The 20661-nt window shown below is 63.2% G+C and carries 17 protein-coding genes; 9 read left to right on the forward strand and 8 right to left on the reverse strand.

Annotated elements, in window-relative coordinates; genetic code table 11:
- The first annotated feature begins 100 nt into the window (after nucleotides 1-100).
- Nucleotides 101-1822 carry an FUSC family protein gene (locus ACN50D_RS16900; protein WP_064074069.1) on the forward strand — a complete coding sequence of 574 codons (1722 nt, stop codon included), beginning with the start codon at nucleotides 101-103 and terminating at the stop codon, nucleotides 1820-1822.
- On the opposite strand, the gene ACN50D_RS16905 is transcribed toward ACN50D_RS16900, so the two are convergent.
- On the reverse strand, nucleotides 1798-2760 hold the full coding sequence (locus tag ACN50D_RS16905) for a sigma-70 family RNA polymerase sigma factor (protein ID WP_030535346.1): 963 nt from the start codon (nucleotides 2758-2760) through the stop codon (nucleotides 1798-1800). The genes ACN50D_RS16900 and ACN50D_RS16905 overlap by 25 nt on opposite strands.
- A gap of 276 nt (nucleotides 2761-3036) precedes the next feature.
- Here ACN50D_RS16905 and ACN50D_RS16910 point away from each other — a divergent pair, with 276 nt between their 5' ends.
- The 6 genes from ACN50D_RS16910 to ACN50D_RS16935 are packed head-to-tail and all read left to right on the forward strand — an operon-like array spanning nucleotide 3037 to nucleotide 9406.
- Nucleotides 3037-4116, forward strand: coding sequence for an ABC transporter substrate-binding protein (locus tag ACN50D_RS16910; RefSeq protein WP_007733528.1), 1080 nt, complete (start codon nucleotides 3037-3039; stop codon nucleotides 4114-4116).
- Nucleotides 4113-4934: an ABC transporter ATP-binding protein gene (locus ACN50D_RS16915; RefSeq protein WP_003940477.1), complete on the forward strand. Its 822-nt coding sequence runs from the start codon at nucleotides 4113-4115 to the stop codon at nucleotides 4932-4934. The genes ACN50D_RS16910 and ACN50D_RS16915 overlap by 4 nt, the downstream gene beginning before the upstream one ends.
- Nucleotides 4927-5799 (forward strand): ABC transporter permease, encoded by an 873-nt coding sequence (locus ACN50D_RS16920; RefSeq protein ID WP_083056879.1) that lies wholly within the window; start codon nucleotides 4927-4929, stop codon nucleotides 5797-5799. The genes ACN50D_RS16915 and ACN50D_RS16920 overlap by 8 nt, the downstream gene beginning before the upstream one ends.
- Before the next feature lie 31 nt (nucleotides 5800-5830).
- Nucleotides 5831-7177: an LLM class flavin-dependent oxidoreductase gene (locus tag ACN50D_RS16925; RefSeq protein WP_083056881.1), complete on the forward strand. Its 1347-nt coding sequence runs from the start codon at nucleotides 5831-5833 to the stop codon at nucleotides 7175-7177.
- The gene (locus ACN50D_RS16930; protein WP_042451237.1) at nucleotides 7174-8406 is read left to right on the forward strand and encodes an MFS transporter; all 1233 of its coding nucleotides are present in this window, start codon (nucleotides 7174-7176) and stop codon (nucleotides 8404-8406) included. Before ACN50D_RS16925 ends, ACN50D_RS16930 begins: the two co-directional genes overlap by 4 nt.
- Nucleotides 8407-8419: 13 nt before the next feature.
- Entirely contained in the window at nucleotides 8420-9406 is a 987-nt protein-coding gene (locus ACN50D_RS16935) for an LLM class F420-dependent oxidoreductase (RefSeq protein WP_063315901.1), read from the forward strand.
- 9 nt (nucleotides 9407-9415) lie between these two features.
- Here the strand turns inward: ACN50D_RS16935 and ACN50D_RS16940 are convergent, their stop codons facing one another.
- The 5 genes from ACN50D_RS16940 to ACN50D_RS16960 all read right to left on the reverse strand — a co-directional run bounded on the left by ACN50D_RS16940 (nucleotide 9416) and on the right by ACN50D_RS16960 (nucleotide 16439).
- Nucleotides 9416-10078, reverse strand: coding sequence for a DUF3239 domain-containing protein (locus ACN50D_RS16940; RefSeq protein WP_007733514.1), 663 nt, complete (start codon nucleotides 10076-10078; stop codon nucleotides 9416-9418).
- 74 nt (nucleotides 10079-10152) lie between these two features.
- Nucleotides 10153-12231: a dipeptidase gene (locus ACN50D_RS16945; RefSeq protein WP_249342794.1), complete on the reverse strand. Its 2079-nt coding sequence runs from the start codon at nucleotides 12229-12231 to the stop codon at nucleotides 10153-10155.
- Nucleotides 12232-12333: 102 nt separating this feature from the next.
- A complete protein-coding gene (locus tag ACN50D_RS16950) occupies nucleotides 12334-13992 on the reverse strand; it encodes a DNA repair helicase XPB (RefSeq protein ID WP_003940219.1) in 1659 nt (552 codons plus the stop codon).
- Between the two features lie 180 nt (nucleotides 13993-14172).
- The gene (locus ACN50D_RS16955; RefSeq protein ID WP_007733511.1) at nucleotides 14173-15249 is read right to left on the reverse strand and encodes an alcohol dehydrogenase catalytic domain-containing protein; all 1077 of its coding nucleotides are present in this window, start codon (nucleotides 15247-15249) and stop codon (nucleotides 14173-14175) included.
- Nucleotides 15246-16439: an LLM class flavin-dependent oxidoreductase gene (locus ACN50D_RS16960; RefSeq protein WP_063316055.1), complete on the reverse strand. Its 1194-nt coding sequence runs from the start codon at nucleotides 16437-16439 to the stop codon at nucleotides 15246-15248. Before ACN50D_RS16960 ends, ACN50D_RS16955 begins: the two co-directional genes overlap by 4 nt.
- A 215-nt stretch (nucleotides 16440-16654) precedes the next feature.
- Here ACN50D_RS16960 and ACN50D_RS16965 point away from each other — a divergent pair, with 215 nt between their 5' ends.
- Together ACN50D_RS16965 and ACN50D_RS16970 are read left to right on the forward strand one after the other, a co-directional pair.
- Complete coding sequence (locus ACN50D_RS16965) at nucleotides 16655-16966, forward strand: hypothetical protein (RefSeq protein ID WP_042451234.1); 312 nt, start codon at nucleotides 16655-16657, stop codon at nucleotides 16964-16966.
- A gap of 54 nt (nucleotides 16967-17020) precedes the next feature.
- Nucleotides 17021-17671: a TetR/AcrR family transcriptional regulator gene (locus tag ACN50D_RS16970; protein WP_003940633.1), complete on the forward strand. Its 651-nt coding sequence runs from the start codon at nucleotides 17021-17023 to the stop codon at nucleotides 17669-17671.
- Nucleotides 17672-18095: 424 nt separating this feature from the next.
- On the opposite strand, the gene ACN50D_RS16975 is transcribed toward ACN50D_RS16970, so the two are convergent.
- Nucleotides 18096-18221 carry a hypothetical protein gene (locus ACN50D_RS16975; RefSeq protein WP_007733507.1) on the reverse strand — a complete coding sequence of 42 codons (126 nt, stop codon included), beginning with the start codon at nucleotides 18219-18221 and terminating at the stop codon, nucleotides 18096-18098.
- Between the two features lie 87 nt (nucleotides 18222-18308).
- Nucleotides 18309-20633 carry a helicase-associated domain-containing protein gene (locus ACN50D_RS16980; RefSeq protein ID WP_211920761.1) on the reverse strand — a complete coding sequence of 775 codons (2325 nt, stop codon included), beginning with the start codon at nucleotides 20631-20633 and terminating at the stop codon, nucleotides 18309-18311.
- Between the last annotated feature and the right edge of the window lie 28 nt (nucleotides 20634-20661).

Here is a 20661-nt window from a genome sequence, read left to right on the forward strand (position 1 = left end):
GGTGGTCGAATCGACCTCCGGACCCGCCTCGAATTCCACGTCGGCCGCCCGCAAGAATGGGACGACACAGACACGAACAGGCCGGCGCGAAGGATGGGCAGTGGACCCCGAAGAAACATCAGCGGGTCACGAGTCCAACCTCCCGGCTCCGCGGCCGGCGCGCAGCGTCCTGTTCGGATTGCCGCCGGTGGGAAACAGGTACCCCGGAGCGGTTCGCGTCGCCCTCGCCCTGGCGATTCCGGCGGCCATCGCCACACTGCTCGGATTCGGGTCTGCTTCGCTCCTGGTCGGCCTCGGTGCATTTGCATCGATCTACGGTGAGGGTCGTCCGTACCGGAGCAGGTGGAAGGCAGTCGGTATCGCTGCGACGGCGCTGACGATCCTGTCCTTCGTCGGGGCATCGGTGGGTGAGCCCGTCCACCGAGCCATCGCTGAGGGAGCGCCGACGGTGCTGCTGGTCTTTGTCGTGCTGATCATGGCCGTCGTGGTGTCGACCTGCGCCTTCACCGTCGACGCGCTTCGATTGGGTCCACCGGGCGCGTTCTTTCTGTTGCTCACCACCGAGATCAGTTCCGTGATCGCCACTCCCGGTCAGCCGCCGGTCGAGGTCGCGATGTGGACGGCAATCGGTGGGATCAGCGCGGTGGTCGTCTCGATGACGGGAATCCTGTGGGCACCGAGAGCTGTCGAACGCAGCGCTGTACAGGCAGCCGTCTCGGCCGTTGCGGAGTACACGGACGCTCAGGCGAGGTACGCCCCACCCGAACTCACGCGAGACAAACGCCACGCTGCAGCACTTCGGCTGCACGACGCGTGGCAGTGCCTTTACCGCGGCGCAATCGTCGGGAAAGACCACCCGTTGACCCGTGAACTCGAACGAGCGCAGATCTCGATGGCCAGAGCGATCTCCGACGACCACGATCCGGAGCTCATGGCGGACCCCGCGTTCGACGTCGACGAGGTCGGGGCCCACCCGCCTCTGCCCGACCCGACGATCCGATATCGGTTCCTCCGCGCCTGCAATCCGTCCAGCCGAGCGTCGGTGACGGCACTTCGGCTGTCCATTGCCTGTATGGCGGCGGGAACCCTCACCGTCCTGCTCGGCATCGATCGCCCGGACTGGGCGGTGATCGCCGCGGCGATGGTCCTTCATCAAGGACCGGATCGAATACTGGGCACCTATCGCGGAATCCACCGCATCGGCGGAACCGTCCTCGGGTTGATTCTGTTGGGTGCCATCTACTCCTGGAGTCCGACCGGTCTGTGGTTGGTGGCGGTACTTGCAGTCCTGATGGCGGGGATCGAGCTGTTCCTGGTGCGGAATTACGGGATAGCCGTCATCTTCATCACCGCCCTCGCGATTCTCCTCGGCGCGGCCGGTGGTGCGCACGGGACCGTCCGACATCTGATCCTCAGCCGCATGCTCGAGACGGCAATCGGCGTCGTCGTGGCGTTGGTGGTCCTGTGGACGGTGGGGCGCGGTGCGCATCGACGCACTCTGATCTGGGTCGACGAACGGGCGGGTAGCGTCCTGTTCAAGCTGCTGACCGAAATTCGCGCGAGGCACTATGCACCACAGGCGAATTGGTCGGAGCTTTCGGAGCTTCGACGGGACCTGGACTTCGAACTGCGAGGTAGCGCGATGGCCGGGATCGACGCCGCCCACAACGAACCCGAGTGGGCGTCGCAGCAGTGGAGGACGCACACCGAATTGCACCATCTGGGATCGGATGTACTGCACCGACTGTGGTTCGGCACGCAGGTGTCCAGATCACACCTCGAGGAATGGGAGTCTCGCTACTTGCGTTCGGGTTCGGTGTGATCGAGCATCGGCACAGCGCTGAACTTGGCTGGATTCGCAATGTCGTAGGCCGCGCACACGACTCCGTCGCGGACAGTGAAGCCGGCAACGCGAGCGGCGAACTGCGGGTACTGGTCGTCCCCTGGTGAGCCGGCGAATACACCGCCGAGCTGTCCGTTGACGAGAACCGGTGACATCGAGAACACCGCTGCCGGTCCGTACTTGCGGGCCAATCCCAGATAGAACCGCGCGACACGATCGCTGCCGCGCACAATGTTGACAGCCGTGCGGGTAGTTCCGCCTGCGTCACCGATCAGGACGGCATCGGGATCGAGTGCACCTATCACGGCGTTCAGATCTCCACTCGCGATAGCCGTCACCAATCGCTCGACGGCAGCAGCATGCTCCTCGCTACTGACCGGGACCGGCGCCGACGCTGCGGCTTTACGGGCCCGCGAGGCCAACTGACGGGCAGTGGCTACTTCGATGTCGAGGATGCGCGCAACCTCGGCGAAGGGCACGTCGAAGCCGTCATGCAGGACGAAGGCAACGCGTTGAGCGGGAGTAAGGGTGTCCAGGACGACGAGGGCAGCAAAACGATTCTGTTCCTGCGTCACGACGTACTCCAGCGGATCGGGTGTCGCTGAGGGTGTGCCCGAGGTGGCGTCGACGGGCGTGACGATCGGCTCCGGAAGCCACTGTCCGACATAGCTTTCTCTTCTGACCGCGGCCGATTTGAGATGATCGAGGCAGATCCGACCGACAACAGTGGTGAGCCATCCGCGCAGCTCGCGGATCTCGAGGTCGCTTCCTTGTCTCGATTGTGCGACTTGCAAGCGTATCCATGCCTCCTGCACCGCATCCTGAGCGTCGCTGAAACTTCCGGTGAGACGGTAGGCCACCGACGTCAGGTGGCCACGGTGTTGCTCGAAGTCCTGCGCAGTCGTCGGCGAAAGCATGCCCTCATGATACGGACCTCACACATTAAATCCGGCATGAATGTAACCGTTGACCCAGGTAGTGGGTGCCGACGTATGGTTTCGGCACTGCCCACGGCTCGATCCTGTCTGCACATTCATTGGAGTCTCACGTGTTTCGGTCTTTCCCGCTCATGTCGCTCAACTGTTGTCGTTGAACTGACGTTCCAACACCTGCCTGTGCCGAGCGCCGCACACGGCGCTCCGGACAGGTGTAGCCGAGAACTGAACCAATCATCTTCTACAGGAAGCAACTTCATGATTCGCCCTCGTTTCGCGCGCTCGGTAGCCGCGGTCGTCGCTCTTGTCACTCTGTCCAGTTTTGCCGTTGCCTGCTCGGGCTCCTCCGACGAAGTGGTCAAGACCGCCGACGGCAAGACCGTCCTGCGGTACGAGGGCAGCACCGGACAGGTCATCTACCCCGAACTGGCCGCTGACCTCGGCTACTTCAACGACGTGGAGCTCAACTGGATCGGCGATACGACCAGCGGCCCTCAGAGCATTCAGAACGCAGCGACCGGTCAAACCGAGTTCGGCGGAGCGTTCAACGGGGCGGTGGTGAAGTTGGCTTCCGCGGGTTCACCGATCACCTCGGTCATCGGGTACTACGGCTCCGACAAGGAGAGCTTCAACGGGTACTACGTTCTCGACGACAGTCCGATCAAATCGGCGAAGGACCTGATCGGCAAGAAGGTCGGGATGAACACCCTCGGTGCGCACCACGAGTTCGTCGTGCGTGAATGGCTTGCGCGGGAGGGGCTTACACCGGACGAGATCAAGCAGGTGGAACTGATCGTGGTTCCGCCGGTCAACACGGAACAAGCTTTGCGGCAGGGACAGATCGACGTCGCCACCCTCGGCTCGGTCTTCCGTGACTCCGCGCTCGAACGTGGTGGCCTTCGCGAGCTGTTCACGGACGAATCGTTGTTCGGCTCGTTCACCTACGGCACGTTGGTGTTCCGTGACGACTACATCGCGCAGAACAAGGAGGCGGTCGCCGATTTCGTGCAGGGAACAGCGAGGGCCATCCGCTGGACGCAGACACACCCACGAGAAGAAGTGGTCGCGAAGCTGACGTCGATCATCAACAGCCGCGGACGCAACGAGGACACCAAGCTCATCAGCTACTGGAAGAGCCCAGGAGTCGCCGGCCCCGGCGGAACGATCACCGATACCGAGATCAGCACGTGGATCGACTGGCTCACCCGTAACGGCGAACTCGAAGAAGGAAAGTTGAAGCCGTCGGACATCTACACCAACGAATTCAACCCGTACGCCAACGGAACGTATTCACCCGACAGCGGCGCTGACGGACAGGCACTGGAGGCAGCAAAATGAGCACAGAACCGAAACTACGGCTCGAGCACGTCACCAAACAGTTCGACATTCGTGGGACCGACGAAGTTTTCACCGCGGTCGAGGACATCAACATCGACGTGGCGCCGGGGGAGTTCCTGGTCCTCGTCGGGCCGAGTGGTTGCGGCAAGTCGACTCTGCTGGACCTCCTCGGAGGACTCAGTTCGCCCACTTCCGGTCGAATCCTTCTGGACGGCAAGCAGATCACGGGCCCAGGCTTGGATCGGGGAATCGTCTTCCAGCAATACGCGCTACTTCCATGGCGAACTGCACGTCACAACATCGAGTTCGGACTCGAAGCGAAGGGCGTGAAGAAGAGCGAGCGACGCGAGCTCGCCGAGCATTACCTCGAACTGGTCGGTCTGCAAGGTTTCGCGGATCGCTATCCGCACGAGTTGTCCGGTGGAATGAAGCAGCGAGTCGCGATCGCCCGCAGCCTGGCATTCGACCCCGAAGTGTTGCTGATGGACGAACCATTTGCTGCGCTGGACGCACAGACGCGAGAGTCGCTGCAGGACGAGCTTCTGCGCATCTGGAAGGCCACCGGCAAGACCATCTTGTTCATCACCCACGGAATCGACGAGGCCATCTACCTCGGGCAACGTGTTGCAGTACTGACTTCGCGGCCGGGGCGCGTCAAGACGATCGTCGACATCGACATCGACCGGTCCGGCGACGACGTGCGATCAGGTGAGGAGTTCCGAGTGTTCCGGCACCGGATCTGGACGCTGCTGCACGGTGAAGTCGAGCGCGCTCGGGCCGGCGAACTCGATCCTGCCAAGGAGGTTGCACATGTCTAGCGCATTGGCGACGCCGGAGGTGGTCGCCACCCCGAAACCGTTGGCCGACATAACACCTGACATTGCGCAGCGGAGCCAGGCCGGCGGCAAGGCGGCGCGCTACATTCGTTCCACCGCCTGGCGGATTGCCAAGCCGTCGATTGCGATCGCGATCTTCCTCGGGATCTGGGAAGCGGCACCTCGGCTCGGGCTGGTGGACAAGGTCTTCCTCCCGCCCTTCACCGAAGTTGTGTCCGCATTCTTCACTCTCGCCGAGAACGGACAATTGCAAGAGCATGTTTCGGCCAGTCTGACGCGTGCGCTGACCGGATTCTTCGTGGCCATCGCGATCGCGATTCCGTTGGGAATCGCGATCGCCTGGTACCGCCCGGTCTCCGACTTCCTCAACCCGATTCTCGAATTGTTCCGCAACACAGCAGCCTTGGCTCTGCTTCCCGTCTTCGTGCTGATTCTCGGAATCGGTGAGGAATCGAAGATCGCCCTGGTGATCTACGCCTGCACCTTCCCGATTCTGCTCAACACGATCTCCGGTGTGCGAACAGTGGACCCCCTGCTGATCAAGTCCGCTGCCTCGCTGGGGTTCTCCTCGATTCGGCTGTTCCAGAAGGTGGTTCTGCCCGCCGCTGTTCCCACGATCTTCACGGGTATCCGCATGGCAGCCGCGTCGTCGATTCTCGTGCTGATCGCCGCCGAAATGGTCGGGGCCAAAGCCGGTCTCGGGTATCTGATCACCGCTTCACAACTCAACTTCCAGATCCCGAACATGTACGCGGGCATCGTCGCGATCTCGTTGTTGGGTCTGACAATCAACGCGATTCTGGTCCTGATCGAACGTCGGCTCTCGCGCTGGCGCGTCACCACCTGACCACACATTCACGGAAAGATTCTGCGAACTCATGTCCGAACGACAATTTCATCTGAACGCCTTCCTGATGGGCGTCGGCCATCATGAGGCGGCGTGGCGCCACCCACGCACAAATGCGGCCAACCTCCTGGACGTCAAGCACTTCCAGGAATTGGGGAGAATCGCCGAGCGTGGAAAGCTGGACTCGGTGTTCTTCGCCGACGGTCTAGCAGTCGGCCCGCGGGTCAAGTACAACACCCAGGCGATCTTCGAACCCGTCACCTTGCTGTCGGCGATCGCGGCGGCCACCGACAAGGTGGGGCTGATTGCAACCGCGTCGACCAGTTACAGCGATCCATACACTCTCGCAAGGAAGTTCGCTTCCCTCGATCACATCAGTGGCGGACGAGGCGGGTGGAACATCGTGACGTCGGCCGGCGCCGACGAGGCCGCGAACTTCGGCCTCGATGCGGTACCGACGCACAGCGGTCGTTACGAGCGCGCCGAGGAGTTTCTCGACGTGACGCTCGGACTCTGGGACAGCTGGGAAGAGGGGGCAGTTGTCCTGGACGAAGAGACCGGAATCTTCGCCGATCCTGATCGTGTCCATCGCATCGACCATGACGGTCAACGATTCACGGTGGCTGGCCCGCTCAATTCGCCGAGGTCTCCACAGGGACGTCCGCTGCTTGTACAGGCCGGTTCCTCCGAGAGCGGTAAGGATTTCGCGGCGAGGTATGCCGAAGCCGTGTTCACCGCTCAACGAACACTCGAGCAGGGGCAGGATTTCTACACCGACCTCAAAGCGCGGCTGATCAAGTACGGGCGTAGTCCCGACGAGATCAAGGTGCTGCCAGGCATCGTTCCCTTCATCGCGGATACGGAAGACGAAGCCAAGGCACTGGAGCAGTCGTTCACGGATCTCATCTCACCTGAGTACTCACTGCGCCAACTCTCGAACATGGTGGGCGTCGACCTCACCGAGCATTCGCTGGATGCCCCGCTGCCACCGTTGCCGGACATCGATCGCATCCAAGGAAACAAGAGTCGATACCAGCTCGTCAAAGACCTTGCAGAGAGCGAAAACCTCACCGTCCGTGAACTGATCGGCAAACTCGGCGGTGGCCGTGGGCATCGGACATTTGCCGGGACACCGGAGCAGGTCGCGGACGAGTTGACCGAATGGTTCGACAAGGGCGCCGCGGACGGCTTCAACATCATGCCGCCCTATCTGCCTGGAGGGCTCGAGGTGTTCGTCGACCGGGTCGTGCCGATTCTGCAGGCGCGTGGGATCTTCCGGACCGAATACACGGAATCCACCCTGCGGGGTCACTACGGCCTCGATCGTCCGGCGAATCGGTTTTCGCGGGCCGCTGACGCGGCAGAAGTGAGCGCGTGACGGAAACACTGCCCAAGGAACAGCCGGCGATTGCCGGTCTCAAGCCACTCGTCACAACGGTTTTCGTACCGGCGGCCATCTTCGGGATCGGTCAGGGAGCGGCTGCCCCCATCATGGCCGTCACCGCGCGCGACCTGGGTGCATCGGTTGCCGTCGCCGGCCTGATCGTTGCACTCGGTGGTTTGGGCGCCGTACTCGGTGACCTCCCCGCCGGCAGGATCGTGTCGCGTTTCGGTGAGCGCAGGTCCATCATCGGCGGGAGTTCCTTGGGTGCAACAGGAGTGGTGATTTGTCTCCTTGCGCAGACTCCGTGGATGCTCGGTATCGGCGCACTGTTGACCGGATTGGCGAATGCGGTGTGGGGCCTTGCGCGGCAGAGCTACCTCGCCGAGACCGTGCCACTCGGTCTTCGGGCCCGAGCAATGTCGTCGTTCGCCGCGATGTGGCGGTTGGGTTTCTTCCTGGGACCGCTCATCGGGGCCGGCGTGATTCTCCTGGTGGGAGCGCGCGGAGGATTCCTCGTCCAGTTGGTGGGCGTCGTGCTCGCCGGGGCGCTGATGGCCCGCGTTCCCGACCCGCCACGAAAGGTGCAGGCAGGCAACAGCGATCACGGACACGTCACGCTCCCGGAGATCCTTCGCCGTCATCGTGCCGCTCTGTCGACGCTCGGGACAGGCTCCCTTCTGATGGGCGCCGCCCGCGCTTCGCGTGAGGCCGTTCTTCCATTGTGGGCATTGCACCTCGGATTGGATGCAGCCCAGGTGAGTGTGATCTTCGGTATCGGTGCGGCCGTGGACCTGCTGTGCTCGTACCCGGCCGGACACATCATGGACCGATACGGCCGCAGGCTGGTCGCGGTGCCTTCGCTGACGGTGATCGGTGTGTCGTACCTACTGTTGCCGTTCTCGACGGGTGCAGTGGGATTGACCGTGGTCGCTGTCGTGATGGGGATCGGCAACGGACTGGGCAACGGCGTGATCATGACCCTCGGTGCCGATATCGCCCCGCCCGAAGAACGCGCCGAGTTCCTCGCTGCATGGCGATTGACTCACGACACCGGCATGTTCGGTGGGCCGCTCGCGATCGGTCTACTCGCCGCGGTGCTCCCACTCGGGTGGGCATTCGCCGCCCTGGGCGCGACGTCGTTCGCCGGCGCGGCGATGATGTTCCGCTTCATTCCGGTCTACTCTCCGCGGGTGTCACCCCGGTCGCGCGTCGGGAAACTGTAGGTAGGCTCGCTACATGCGATTCGGACTGTTCGTACCTCAAGGCTGGCGTCTGGACCTGGTCGGCATCGACCCCGCGAAGCAGTGGGAGGTGATGCGAGACTTCACGCTGCGCGCGGAGGCAGGGCCGTGGGAGTCGGTGTGGGTCTACGACCACTTCCACACCGTTCCCCAGCCGACGGAAGAAGCGACTCACGAGGCGTGGACGTTGATGGCCGCACTCGGTGCATCGACGTCGCGTATCCGACTCGGCCAGATGTGTACCGCCATGAGCTACCGAAACCCGGCGTACCTCGCCAAGGTCGCCGCGACCACCGATCTCATCACGGGTGGACGCGTCGAGATGGGCATCGGCGGCGGTTGGTACGAGCAGGAGTGGCGTGCGTACGGCTACGGTTTCCCCTCTGCCGGTGAGCGTCTGGGCCGCCTCGACGAAGGAATCCAGATCATGCAGCAGGCGTGGTCGACCGGCAGCTCGACGCTCGACGGCAAGTACTACCAGGTCGACGGAGCGCTGTGCCGTCCACTTCCGTTGCAAGAGGGCGGAATTCCCATCTGGGTTGCCGGTGGCGGCGAGAAGGTCACACTCAAGATCGCGGCCAAGTACGCGCAGTACACGAACTTCGACGGCACCCCGGCCGGCTTCGCGCACAAGTCCGAAATCCTGAAGAAGCACTGCGACACCGTCGGTAGCGATTTCGACGCCATCGTCCGTTCGGCCAACTACAACGTGGCCATCGGCGCGACGGAATCCGAGGTGGCTCAGCGGTTGGAGACACTGAAGGCCCGACTGACGCCGTTGGTCGGCGAAGCTGCCGCCGATGCGTCGCTCGATGCGTTCCGCGGAATGCCTGCCGTGGGTACGCCCGAGCAGATCATCGAGAACCTGTCGGCGCTCGCGGCGCAGGGACTCGAGTACGGAATCTTCTACTTCCCCGAGGCCGCGTACGACACGTCGGGAATCGAGATGTTCGAGAAGGAAGTGCTGCCCGCGCTCGCGTAACCGTTTGGGCTAGCGCAGCGAGTCAGGAAGATCGGCCGGGTTGATCAGAACCCGGCGATCGGGGTGGGTGCGAACTTCTTCGGAATCGGGAATCCGGCTCTGCAGGAAGTTCCACTCGCTCGCACTGACAGCAGCGATCGCGCGTGCCAGCACTGCCGAGTCCTTGGTCCCCCACTCGATCGGCATGGGACTGACCATCTGCCACGTGTCAGCCTTGCTGCGGGTGGAACGATCCGAACGCAGTGCGACCGACGGAATGCGGTCGCCGACTCGCCACTTCGGATTGAGTCGAACGTTGCGGCTGACGAGCGCGTACTGCGGTGCTCCGGCCGCCGGCTTCGCGATGTCGATCAATGCCGTCAAGGTCGCCGCTCGAGGATGAACCTCGGTGACGATCGCGGGAACCAGTGGGTTGTCCGCATACAGAGATTCGACGCTTCCCACCTTGCGAGGTGCCCACACGGCGACCCACAGGGAACTGGCCGCACCGATGGCGAGGACTGCGCCGATGATGATGGACCACACCTCGCCCATGCTGATCAACCAGGCCCCGACCGCGGCGAGGACGATCGCGAAGATCACCGCAGAAATCTGCAGGCGGCGTACATCGGCCAGTGTGTCGTTGACCGACTTGGCGTGAGCCTTGTCGACGGTGAACTGGAAGTCAGCCACGAAAAATTCCTTCGGGTGGTGCCGGACGATCTAGGACCGGCCCCCGATCGCCCGGGGACCGTCCACCAGCGTAGCTAGTTTCGCGCGCGCTCCCACATCTGCAGGTAAGCCTCGGCGCCACGGCTCATGTCCTCGATGATCGTGTCGCCGTCGGCGCCCGCAGCAATACGCATGTCCGCGATCCAGTCGGGAATCATCCCGTACTGGGCAACGCCGTCGGTGTTCACGTCGAAAACCCGGGTGCCGGCGCGCTGCTGGTCCATGACCGTGCCGTCGAAGGCGGTGTACGGATATTGCAGCGGATTTTCTGCGGCGTCGCCGCGCGGTGCGGCCTGCGGCCCGAAGCCGTTGGTGTCGGCGCCGTAGCCGAAACCGAAGTAGTAGTTCTCGCTTCGCATCGCCCGTGCGTCCCGCCACTGGTCGATGAACCCACGCTCTTCGGGCTTTTCGTCCGATGCGTCGAGTTGTCCGGCGTACAGGGCGACAAATCCGCCGAGTGCGTAGATCCGCTTGTACAGGCTCGGGTCGCTCCAGCTGTGACTGGAAACGACGCCGGAGTAATTCGCAGCTTCGAGAATATCGAGAGCCGCTTCGGCGGTCTTGACGCTCATGTGATCGATGTCCACGATCATCCCTCGGTCCATCAAACCTCGGATCGTGTACGCGCCGAGGTCGGTCAGGCCGTGCGAATTGCATTGCGGACCAGAGGGGTACACCGGAAGCGTCACTCCGGGTGGGAGTACCGCGAGAAGATTCTGTGCGCCGTCGACCTTGGTGGGCAGCACATTGTCCTCGGCAACGCCGGTGCATGGTTCCGACTGCCAGAACTCCCCGGTGCCCAGGTAGTTGCCGATGTTGACGGCCACTCCGGTGACGCCGCCGTCGAAACGGGCACCGCCGAGGGCGTTGTCGAACTTGTGCGTGACGATCATCTGCCGGACACCGAGGTCGTACAACTCGTCCAGGCCGCGGTCGATGTCGTCCTCGGTGCACTGCGGAATACCGTTGCGCACAGAGCAACCGAAGGGTTCGGACACCTCCACCCCGAGGGTGACGGCCAGCTTTCCGTCGGCGGCCACCTGCCTGGCCTGTTCCGGCGAGCTCACGATGCGGAACCAACCCCGGCCGGGACCGCCGTACTGGGCGTCGATGTAGTCCTGGAGTTCGCGTGTCTGCTGCGCCTGGATCCGGACGGTCTCCATCTCGTCACAGGGATTTCGCTTGCTCGGATACAGCTCGCACAGGACACGATTGGCGACAAAGAGATTGGTGAAGATTCGCAGCCCGCCGCGCCAGGCCCGCTCGACCCACTTGTAGTACGTCTGCTCGTGCGTCAGTGAATCGTGCGCCGGCCAGTCGGCGAAACTCGGCCAGCCGGTGGTGTCGTGAGTTTCGAAGGGATTGCCGTACGACAGAACGTTTTCGAGGAGCGCCGGTATCCCGTCAGGTTGATGGTCCGGGCAGTCGACGAGCGCTGCGGTGACGCCCTGAGGATCGAAAGGTCGGCCGCAGTGCAGGTTTCCGCCCATGAACTCGGAAGCATTCATGTGCACGTGTGTGTCGATGAATCCGGTGACTTCACCGTTCGGTCCGATTTCTCCCGGAACGCCGTTTGCGCCCACCTCCGCTTCGGGGAAATCGGCGCAGCCGTCGCGCGGGATCAGCGTGAACGCAGATTCGGGAACGTCACCGGGATCGGACATCGTGAGCATCAAGTCGCGCGAGATCAGTTGACGGCCGTTCGAGGTCGCGGTCAGAACGAACGATTCACCGGTGGACATCACGGTCCAGTCGGTGGAGGGAGTTGCTTCGGAAGTGGCGAGTACCGAGTTCGCGCCGTCGTGCGAGAGCATCGACCCGTCCGGGCCGTACAGCATGAAACGACCCAACTGGGCCGCATGTAGCCGGAACGGTTCGGCGTCTGCGGCTTTCGTTACGTCGGTGAGGTACGCCGATCCGTCACGACGGACGAAATCACCAGACTCGGTGCGCAGCGCGAAGCAACCGTTCGCAAGTGCGTACACCGAGTTCTGCGCAGTAGGAGCAGGACTCGGTGCCGCGGCGCTGACGCCGGTCGTGGCGACGACGACGGCGGCAGTCAGCAGCGAGATGGTTCCGGCGAGCCGACCCCGTAGACGTGGAACTGAGCGCATGGTGCTGGTGACCCCCGGCCGATGGACACGACTGTGACAGGGGACACTCTACAGATAACTGGACGTATGTCCATTTGATTCTGCAACGTGTTGCAGAAATGCTCAGCCGATGGCAGGTCCGAGCAGGTCATCGGCGTCGGTGATCCGATAGGCGTAGCCCTGTTCGGCGAGGAATCGCTGACGATGTGCCGCGTACTCCGCATCGAGAGTGTCGCGCGAGACCACCGAATAGAAGTGAGCCTGACCGCCGTCGTGCTTGGGTCGCAGTAGGCGTCCGAGTCGCTGCGCTTCTTCCTGTCTCGACCCGAAGGTTCCCGAAACCTGCACGGCGACAGACGCCTCCGGAAGGTCGATCGAGAAGTTCGCGACCTTACTCACCACCAGCGTCTGGATCTCACCGTTACGGAACTGATCGAAGAGGATCTCGCGTTCCTTGTTCTTGGTGGATCCCTTGATCACCGGGGCGTTCAGGGCTTCGCCGAGTTCGTCGAGCTGATCGAGATACGCACCGATCACCAAAGTCGGAGAATCGGGGTGCTTGGCCAGGATCGACTTCACGACAGCAATTTTGGTGTGCGCCGTCGAGCACAGTTTGTAGCGCTCCTCCGGTTCGGCGACGGCATAGGACATGCGCTCGGCGTCCGTCATCGTCACTCGCACCTCGACGCAGTCGGCCGGCGCGATCCAGCCCTGCGCTTCGATGTCCTTCCACGGAGCGTCGTAGCGCTTGGGGCCGATGAGCGAAAAGACGTCGCCTTCGCGGCCGTCCTCACGAACCAGCGTTGCGGTCAGGCCGAGACGGCGGCGCGACTGCAGATCTGCCGTCATCCGGAAGACAGGCGCGGGCAGCAAGTGGACCTCGTCGTAGATCACCAGTCCCCAGTCGCGGGAGTCGAAAAGTTCGAGGTGCTTGTACTCGCCCTTCGTGCGACGTGTGATCACCTGGTAGGTCGCGATCGTGACCGGCCGAATCTCCTTGCGCTCGCCGGAGTATTCGCCGATTTCTTCCTCGGTCAACGATGTACGCGCGATCAACTCACGCTTCCACTGACGACCGGCAACGGTATTGGTGACGAGGATGAGGGTGGTGGCCTTGGCCTTTGCCATCGCTGCGGCGCCCACCATCGTCTTGCCGGCGCCACACGGCAGCACGACGACGCCCGAGCCGCCGGCCCAGAACGAATCCGCTGCCATCTGCTGGTAGTCGCGCAGTTCCCAGTGGCCCTCTTCGAAAGCGAGATCGATCGGGTGCGCTTCGCCGTCCACGTAGCCGGCGAGGTCCTCGGCCGGCCAGCCCACCTTGAGCAGCATCTGCTTGAGGCGGCCGCGTTCGCTCGGGTGGACGATCACGGTGTCGTCGTCGACCTTCTCACCGAGCATCGGCGAGATCTTCTTGTGTCGCATCACCTCGGTGAGGACTGCGCGGTCGAGGCTGACCAGGATGAGGCCGTGCACCGGGCTCTTGACCAGCTGTAAGCGTCCGTACCTGGCCATCGTGTCGACGATGTCGACCAGCAGCGGTTGTGGAACCGCGAATCGTGAGTACGACACGAGCGCGTCGACAACCTGCTCGGCGTCGTGTCCGGCGGCGCGGGCATTCCACAAGGCCAGGGGAGTGATGCGATACGTGTGGACGTGTTCGGGGGCCCGTTCGAGTTCCGCGAAGGGGGCGATTGCCTGCCTGGCATCGCCGGCGCGCTCGTGGTCGACCTCCAACAGCAGCGTCTTGTCGGATTGGACGATCAACGGTCCGTCGGTCACGGAATCCTCCTAGTGAAGCAAACGCGGCAGCCACAGAGCGTTGCGCCGCGTTGTCGGCTGACGCCAACCCTGCCATTGTCCTGGTATCGGGGCGCAGACGCCAACAGGCGACGCTCGCACAGCCCGAAGTAGAGGTGCCCGAGTGCGAGCACCCCTACGTCAACAGGGCAGGATCGACCGCTATTCCGGGAGGCCCGCGGGTAGTACGAGGATCTTCACGTGTTCGTCGGGTGCGCGCAGAGCTGCGAAAGCGTCCGAGACTCCATCCAGACCGACCCTGCCGGTGATGATCGCTTCGGCGTCGATCTCGCCGTCGGCGAGCCTCTGCAGGGTGATGTCGTAGGCATTCTCGTAAGGACCGTGACCGAAGTTGATCGAGATCCTCCGGAACTGCCCGACGACGGGAATGATCGTCTCGTCGCCGAACGGCGCAGCCAGAACCTGAATCCGCGAGTTGAACGGCAGAGTGTGCATCAGTTCTCCGATGACTCCCGCCCGCCCGCTGCATTCGTAGGCGATCAGAACTCCGTTCGCGGCCTGGCCGACAAGCTGGTTGCCTTCGGCGATCATTCGATTCCACAGTTCGATCGGATCCTGCTCGGCCGGATCGACGACGATGTCCGCGCCCATCTTCGCGGCGAGCTCGCGTCGTTTGGGGGAGGGCTCCGACGCGATGACGATCTGCGCTCCGCGCGCTTTCGCGGCGACGATGGCGCCCAGTCCGATCGTTCCGCAACCGATGACGAGCGCCGAATCGGCCGAGGTGAGGCCGGACTGTTGGAGATGCATCTCGCCGACGTGGAGAGGTTCGGCAAGTGTGGCGTGCTCGAGTGACAGGTGGTCGGGAACTTTGCGGACCCAGAACGCGTCGACGACTATGTGATCGCCGAACGCGCCGTGGTACTCGTTCGAGTAGCCGATGATCGTCGGGATCCCGGTAGCGGTGTCGGTGGCCAAGCCGATGCCGGCCACCCGATCGCCGATCGCGAAATCGTCTACTGCAGAACCGGTCTCGGAGACGATACCCGCGTATTCGTGCCCCAGTACCACTGGCGCGTCCGGATCGAAGGTGGCGAGCGGGTAGCCCCCGTCGTGCGCGACCTGAACGAAGCGGCACGGGTCCTTCGACATGCTCAGGTCGCTGCCGCAGATCCCGCAGGCGACGACGTCGATGCGGATCTGATGGGGTGCCAACGGCGGCGGGTCGGCGATCTCGGTGACCGCGAATTCTCCCTGCTGGAAACGGACGGCCCTCATGCGCGCACGGCTCCCGTCTCGGCCGGCCGGCCGTAGTAGTCGGTATGGGCTTTGGTGATCGCTCCGACCAGCCCGCCGATCAGGTATTCGCGATTGTCCTCGGCGAACTGCATGCTCGCCTGACGCCCGACATTTCGCTTCCGGAAGTGCGGGACCACCTCGGAGGCGAACAATTCGTAGCTGCGTTTGGTGTCCTCCCAGCTCGCCATGTCGACGTGAAGGATCAAGAACGTGCCGAACCCTCCCGTCTTCTCGATCAGACGCTCGATCTGTGCGATCGCATCTTCGGGGGTACCGATGATCGCCTGACCGAACTCGCCGAGCGTGTCGTTTCGCCACTGATCGATGATTCCGGCAGGTGTATCTGCCCAGGCCGGGTTCTGGCCGGTCTGTCGATTCACGTAAGAAGCCATCGATCCGATCCGCCGGCTCACGGCGCGCTCGGCCTCCGCTCGGGTCTCGGCGATGAACATCGGAGTGACCACACGCCACGTCGCTCGGTCGGCGTGGTGGCCGTGCTCGGCCGAGACCTTCTCGTACACATCCCAGTTGCGATCCAGTGCGTCGAAGCCGCTGGGTGAACTCGCCGCGAGTGAGAGCAGGGAGAGCCCGTTCTTGCCGGCGAGCACCGAACCGTTGGGGGAAATCGTCGACGCTGTCACGGTCTCGATGCCGTCCGCACGGTAGGTGGGCAGTTGCGCACGTGCGTCACGCAACGTGAACCAGTCGGTTTCCATGTTGACGACCTCGCCGCGAAGCAACGCGAGAATGGCCTCGAGCGCTTCGCCCTGGCGACGACGCTGGTCCGACGGGTTAATGCCCATCATGTGCGCATCGAGGGGGATCTTGCCCGGGCCGGTGCCGAAGATGAGTCGTCCGCGCGTCTGCAGATCGAGCTGAGTGATGCGGTCGGCCGTGATCAACGGGTGGTGATAGGGCAGAGACGTCACGCCTGTGCCGAACTGGATGCGCTCGGTTCGCTCTGCGGCGGCCGCGATGAACATGTCCGGGGCAGGCACGATCTCGGCGCCGGTCGAATGATGCTCACCCATCCACGCTTCTTCGAATCCGAGGTGGTCCAGGTGTGTCATGAGGTCGATATCGCGTCTGAGTTGCAGGGCGGGATCGGCGTCGAGCGGATGGTACGGGGCGAGGAAGGCTCCGAAGCGGATGGACGATGCGGACCACACGATGACAACTCCTGTCGACAGGGGAGTGATTTGGATCACTCGCTCTGATCGAGATGTCTAACATGGATCAACTGATCCAATAAGTTGAGCCTCCCGCACAGTGGGAGATTTGTAATCACCTGTAGTTCAACGTTATCTGGTGCAATGACGTCGGATATCGTTGTTGCAAGTCGATCGCCTGAACCAAGTACTTTCCGAAGGAGTATTGAAGAGGTATGCAACTGGCCGTCACAATCACCCCCGACTCCTCGACCGTCGAACTGAACAGTGTCGACGACTTCACCAGTCTCTCGGTCGTCGTTGGCGGCGACGATCGATCCGAGACTCTGAGTCGGGTACTGGAACCGTGGGGGGAACTCGAGGGGGATCACGTCTGGCTCGACATCGGCCACTTGGAGCAAGCCGTCGCTGCCCGGATCGGAAACACCGAGTGGAGACAGAAGTTCTCCGCGATGGTGGTCTACGCACGCGCCCACGGCTGGGTGGATCGCGACAACAGGGTGCGAGCACACCGTGAATCACTCTGACTCCGCGTTCGCCACGGTTGAGACATTTGTCGAGCCCGTGCGAAGCTCGTTCGTATGACCGACTCCCGGCAGAACCGTCAAGGCGACGCGACGCGTCTGCGTTTGCTCAAAACTGCTGAACGGCTTTTCGCGACAGAGGGATTGGATGCAGTTTCGCTGCGCTCGGTCAACGCCGCGGCCGGTCTCGGGCCGTCATCGGTCCACTACCATTTCGGAACCAAGGACGATCTGGTCGCAGCGGTGCTGTTGGACATGGGAACGTCGGTGCGAGATCAGATCAGCGCGAACGTCGACGCCCTCTCCGCCGACAAGACGCCGCCGACGGTCGAGGCGCTGGTACGGGCCGTCACTGCGCCCTACAAGGCATTGCTCCTTCGCCATCGCACGCGGGGAATGCGATGGATCAGAATCGTCACGCAGATCTCGCAGCCGCAGATGTCACGACCGGGCCATCCAGCCCTCGAGGCGACCGAGCTGCACCTGCGTGAACATCTTCTCGACCAGGTCCGTCGTACTTTTCCTGCTACCGATCCCGAACGGCTCGAGACTCGCTGGGCGATTGCCTTGATGGGCTTCCTCCAGGCGTTGAGCCGGGCGGACGATTGGAGCGGAAGTGGCAAGCCGCTCGCGCCGGAGCGGCTTGCCGACTTCTACGAGGACCAGGTCGTCTTTCTGGTGGGTGGTGTGCGGCAGTTATTGGGGTGAGCGCCTAATCGATGCGTCTCCTATTTCTGCGCGACCACTGACTTCCGCATTTCCATTACATGAGTAATAGCTTCGGAAATTCCGGACCGGTAACCGATATTCTTTTCGGAATCACCCGGAGTGGAATCAAGCTCCGATTCGAGTCTCGTTTGAATGCGGTCCAGGGTATGGATTGTTCTTTTCACGATGGTTGATTCTCTTTCTGCGGTAAATCCGATAGAAGTATTCCGGATTGCCGAGCGTGTTCGTCGAGGACGCAGAGTGAAGCGAGGGTCATGCCCGCTGCGTACCCGCGCGAGCGTGCGTCAGTTCCTCGATTACGTGACTTGAACAGGTTGAACGTTTCGTGCAGGTGCACGAGGGTGTCGGTGGAGGCAGGCATTGGTCAGCTTCGCAATCAGCTCGTCTTCTCTGGACTTTGCTGTCAGCTCCGCTTCCGCTTACGGATGAACTCGGAAGACTCCGCAGTTTTCGCCCGCTTCTCCGCGCGGCGTTCCTTGATCGACTGGGCGGGTTTCTTCATGTTCTTACCCGGCGCCTTGTCAGCCATTGTCGCTCCTCATTTTTCGAAGTGGCAATCACAAACTGACCTCGACCATACTTCATTTACAGAAAAAAGCCAGTTGCTTCTTTTTTGCTACTTTTTTCCGGAGTCGACGGGGCTGACGGAAGTAATTCGGTGCAACGTGAAACGGCGAACCGCGCCGCTCGCGGGGTCGAAGGCGTCCAGCTGTCCGCCGCCCACGCTGACGGGGTCGACGATGCGATGCGTCGCGACCCCCTGGGCGTCGACGTAGCCGATGTTGACGCTCGAATTGTCTCGGGCCGCCGTGGCCAGCAAGGCGATGGTGGCGGCGTTGTTCTCCCGTGAACCGTCCGTTCGCACTCCGCCGCGGCCGGGGGCGGAAGCACGGTCTCCGGCCCGCATCGTGCGGACCAACGACGCCAGCTGATCCGCCGACGGGCTCGCCGGCATCCTCGACGCCGGTCGGCTGCGACGGTTGGGTACACGTGCCCCATGTGGGCGGAGATCGACCAACGTGCCCGAAGAGTCCTCACCTGCCGGCGCGAATCCGGCGGCTCGCAGCTCGGTCAGGACTTCGCGGAGAGGGGCCTGCGAAATCGCGACGGTGGGAGCCAAGGCGCGCAGTGCCAACGGCTCGGCCACTGCGGATGCGAGGACCTCCGCCAGCAGTGACGCGTCCTCACATCGAATGAACGACGCCGCCACTCCGGCACGCAGTCGTCCGTGTCGACGGGCGACATCGTCGATCAAATACGAAAGTGATTGGGGGACAGGAGTCTTCGATTTCGAAGCGAACATCGCATGCAGTTCGGTGGCCGTCAGACCGGCGTCGAGCGCACGACGCACGCTGTCCTCGCTGATGCGGTACATGGACGCCGATCCGGCCGACTCGATGTCTGCGACCAGGCTCACCTGCTCGAGCAGGTCCGGTACCAGCGGGCCGGGCGCAACCAGAGTCAGATCTGCCTGGACCAGGATGTAGTCGATGGGCTCGGGTAGGGCGGACTGCATTTCGGCTTCGGCGTCCCCGCCGTGCAGCAAAGCTCGTCCAGGTGACGACAACGCGCCGCGGGCCACCAGCCCGAGCGCGGCGGCCTCGTCCAGAGTCCGCTCGATCGCGAACGTCCGTAGGCGCCCGCTCCATCGCGGGCGTCGCCACGCCAGCAGCCGACTTACCTCGACGGCCGATGCAGTCTGGCCGCTGTCGAGTTCGGAGAGCAGCCCCAGAATGGCCTGACGATCTCGCGGAGCCGCCGGAGCGCGGCCCTCCTCGGACAACGCCGCGATCGGCTTGTCGGTGGAATCGCGCAGCCCGATCATCCACGGAACTCGCGGTACGTCGACCCAGGCGGACGCCAGGACCTCCCACCGTCGCGCTGTGGATGCGTTCAGCCAGCCGTCGACCGCAAGCGTGGGCGTCCAGTATTCGTCCGCGTTGTCCGAGACCGGCGCCGGATCTGGTGTTCCACTGGCGATGAGTCCGGCTGCCGAGAGCAACTCGACAAGTAGGCTCACGCGCGCTTCGTCGAGATCGGCCGTCTTGGCCACGCGTCGTAGTTCTCGAACACCGAGCCCACCGGCTCGCAGTGCGGGGGCCGGCGCTGCGCCCAGAACAGCGATCACGTTCTCGCATTGGCGTACCAACTCGAGCGCCTCGCCGGCTGCTGCGGCGTTCACGTCCGCCGGCTTGAGTTTGTCGCCCCCGATGACGGGTGCGGTCAGCGTCGTCGGATCGAAAACCGGCTCGCCGCGGATGACCTGACGAACCGTCGCCGGAAGCTCGACAGTCTGCTCGTCGAGCCACCGCAGCAGGCCGGCCGCCAGCAGTCGTTGAACCGGGCGCTCAGGCGGCGTTCCGGGGGCAGCGTCGCGGGTGCGACCGATCGGGCTGGAGTTGGCGAGTGTCTCGAGGAGATCCCGCTCGCGGGTGTCCAGAGCGTTGAGCGCAGCCGAGATCTCGGTCTCGGTAATCGCCTCGGCAGGTTCGAGGGCGCGCCCCACACGCCACGGAATCATCCCGATGACTGCCGGGACGACGCTGATGGGATCGACACCCCAGATGAGGGCGGACGCGCGCATCTTCGACAGAGACTTGTCGACGGCCTTCTTGGTGACCTTGCCCTTGCCGGTCAGCGCTCGTTCGGCGATCGCACTGTTGAGCTCCGCCCGCGTCATCGGAGTTTCCTCGGCGCCAGCCAGTGCCAACAATTCGAGAAGACCGAAATCGAGGGTGTCGAGTTCGTCCGCGGCTCGGCTGACCGACGCGCGTTGCTGTGCCCGACCGCTGAGAACCACCATCGTGCTCGGCGGCGGTACGGCCAGATCGGGGCGCAGACGCAACAACTCCGTCAACTCGGCGTCACTGCGCGCCGAGAGCCAATCGGTCAGACTTTCGGCTGCGGAACTGCCCGCCGGGGTGCCACGTGTTTCGGTCATCAGGTATCAGATTAGAGACCTGGTCTGT

This window comes from Rhodococcus sp. SB1D, assembly GCF_048573875.1.
Taxonomy (GTDB): domain Bacteria; phylum Actinomycetota; class Actinomycetes; order Mycobacteriales; family Mycobacteriaceae; genus Rhodococcus_F; species Rhodococcus_F qingshengii.

Bases quoted from the DNA above. Each gene is read 5' to 3' on its own strand.
- ACN50D_RS16905 (WP_030535346.1), bottom strand. From the start codon at position 2,760: ATGCTTTCGCCGACGACTGCGCAGGACTTCGAGCAACACCGTGGCCAC.
- ACN50D_RS16910 (WP_007733528.1), top strand. From the start codon at position 3,037: ATGATTCGCCCTCGTTTCGCGCGCTCGGTAGCCGCGGTCGTCGCTCTT.
- ACN50D_RS16915 (WP_003940477.1), top strand. From the start codon at position 4,113: ATGAGCACAGAACCGAAACTACGGCTCGAGCACGTCACCAAACAGTTC.
- ACN50D_RS16920 (WP_083056879.1), top strand. From the start codon at position 4,927: ATGTCTAGCGCATTGGCGACGCCGGAGGTGGTCGCCACCCCGAAACCG.
- ACN50D_RS16925 (WP_083056881.1), top strand. From the start codon at position 5,831: ATGTCCGAACGACAATTTCATCTGAACGCCTTCCTGATGGGCGTCGGC.
- ACN50D_RS16935 (WP_063315901.1), top strand. From the start codon at position 8,420: ATGCGATTCGGACTGTTCGTACCTCAAGGCTGGCGTCTGGACCTGGTC.
- ACN50D_RS16945 (WP_249342794.1), bottom strand. From the start codon at position 12,231: ATGCGCTCAGTTCCACGTCTACGGGGTCGGCTCGCCGGAACCATCTCG.
- ACN50D_RS16955 (WP_007733511.1), bottom strand. From the start codon at position 15,249: ATGAGGGCCGTCCGTTTCCAGCAGGGAGAATTCGCGGTCACCGAGATC.
- ACN50D_RS16965 (WP_042451234.1), top strand. From the start codon at position 16,655: ATGCAACTGGCCGTCACAATCACCCCCGACTCCTCGACCGTCGAACTG.
- ACN50D_RS16970 (WP_003940633.1), top strand. From the start codon at position 17,021: ATGACCGACTCCCGGCAGAACCGTCAAGGCGACGCGACGCGTCTGCGT.
- ACN50D_RS16975 (WP_007733507.1), bottom strand. From the start codon at position 18,221: ATGGCTGACAAGGCGCCGGGTAAGAACATGAAGAAACCCGCCCAGTCG.
- ACN50D_RS16980 (WP_211920761.1), bottom strand. From the start codon at position 20,633: ATGACCGAAACACGTGGCACCCCGGCGGGCAGTTCCGCAGCCGAAAGT.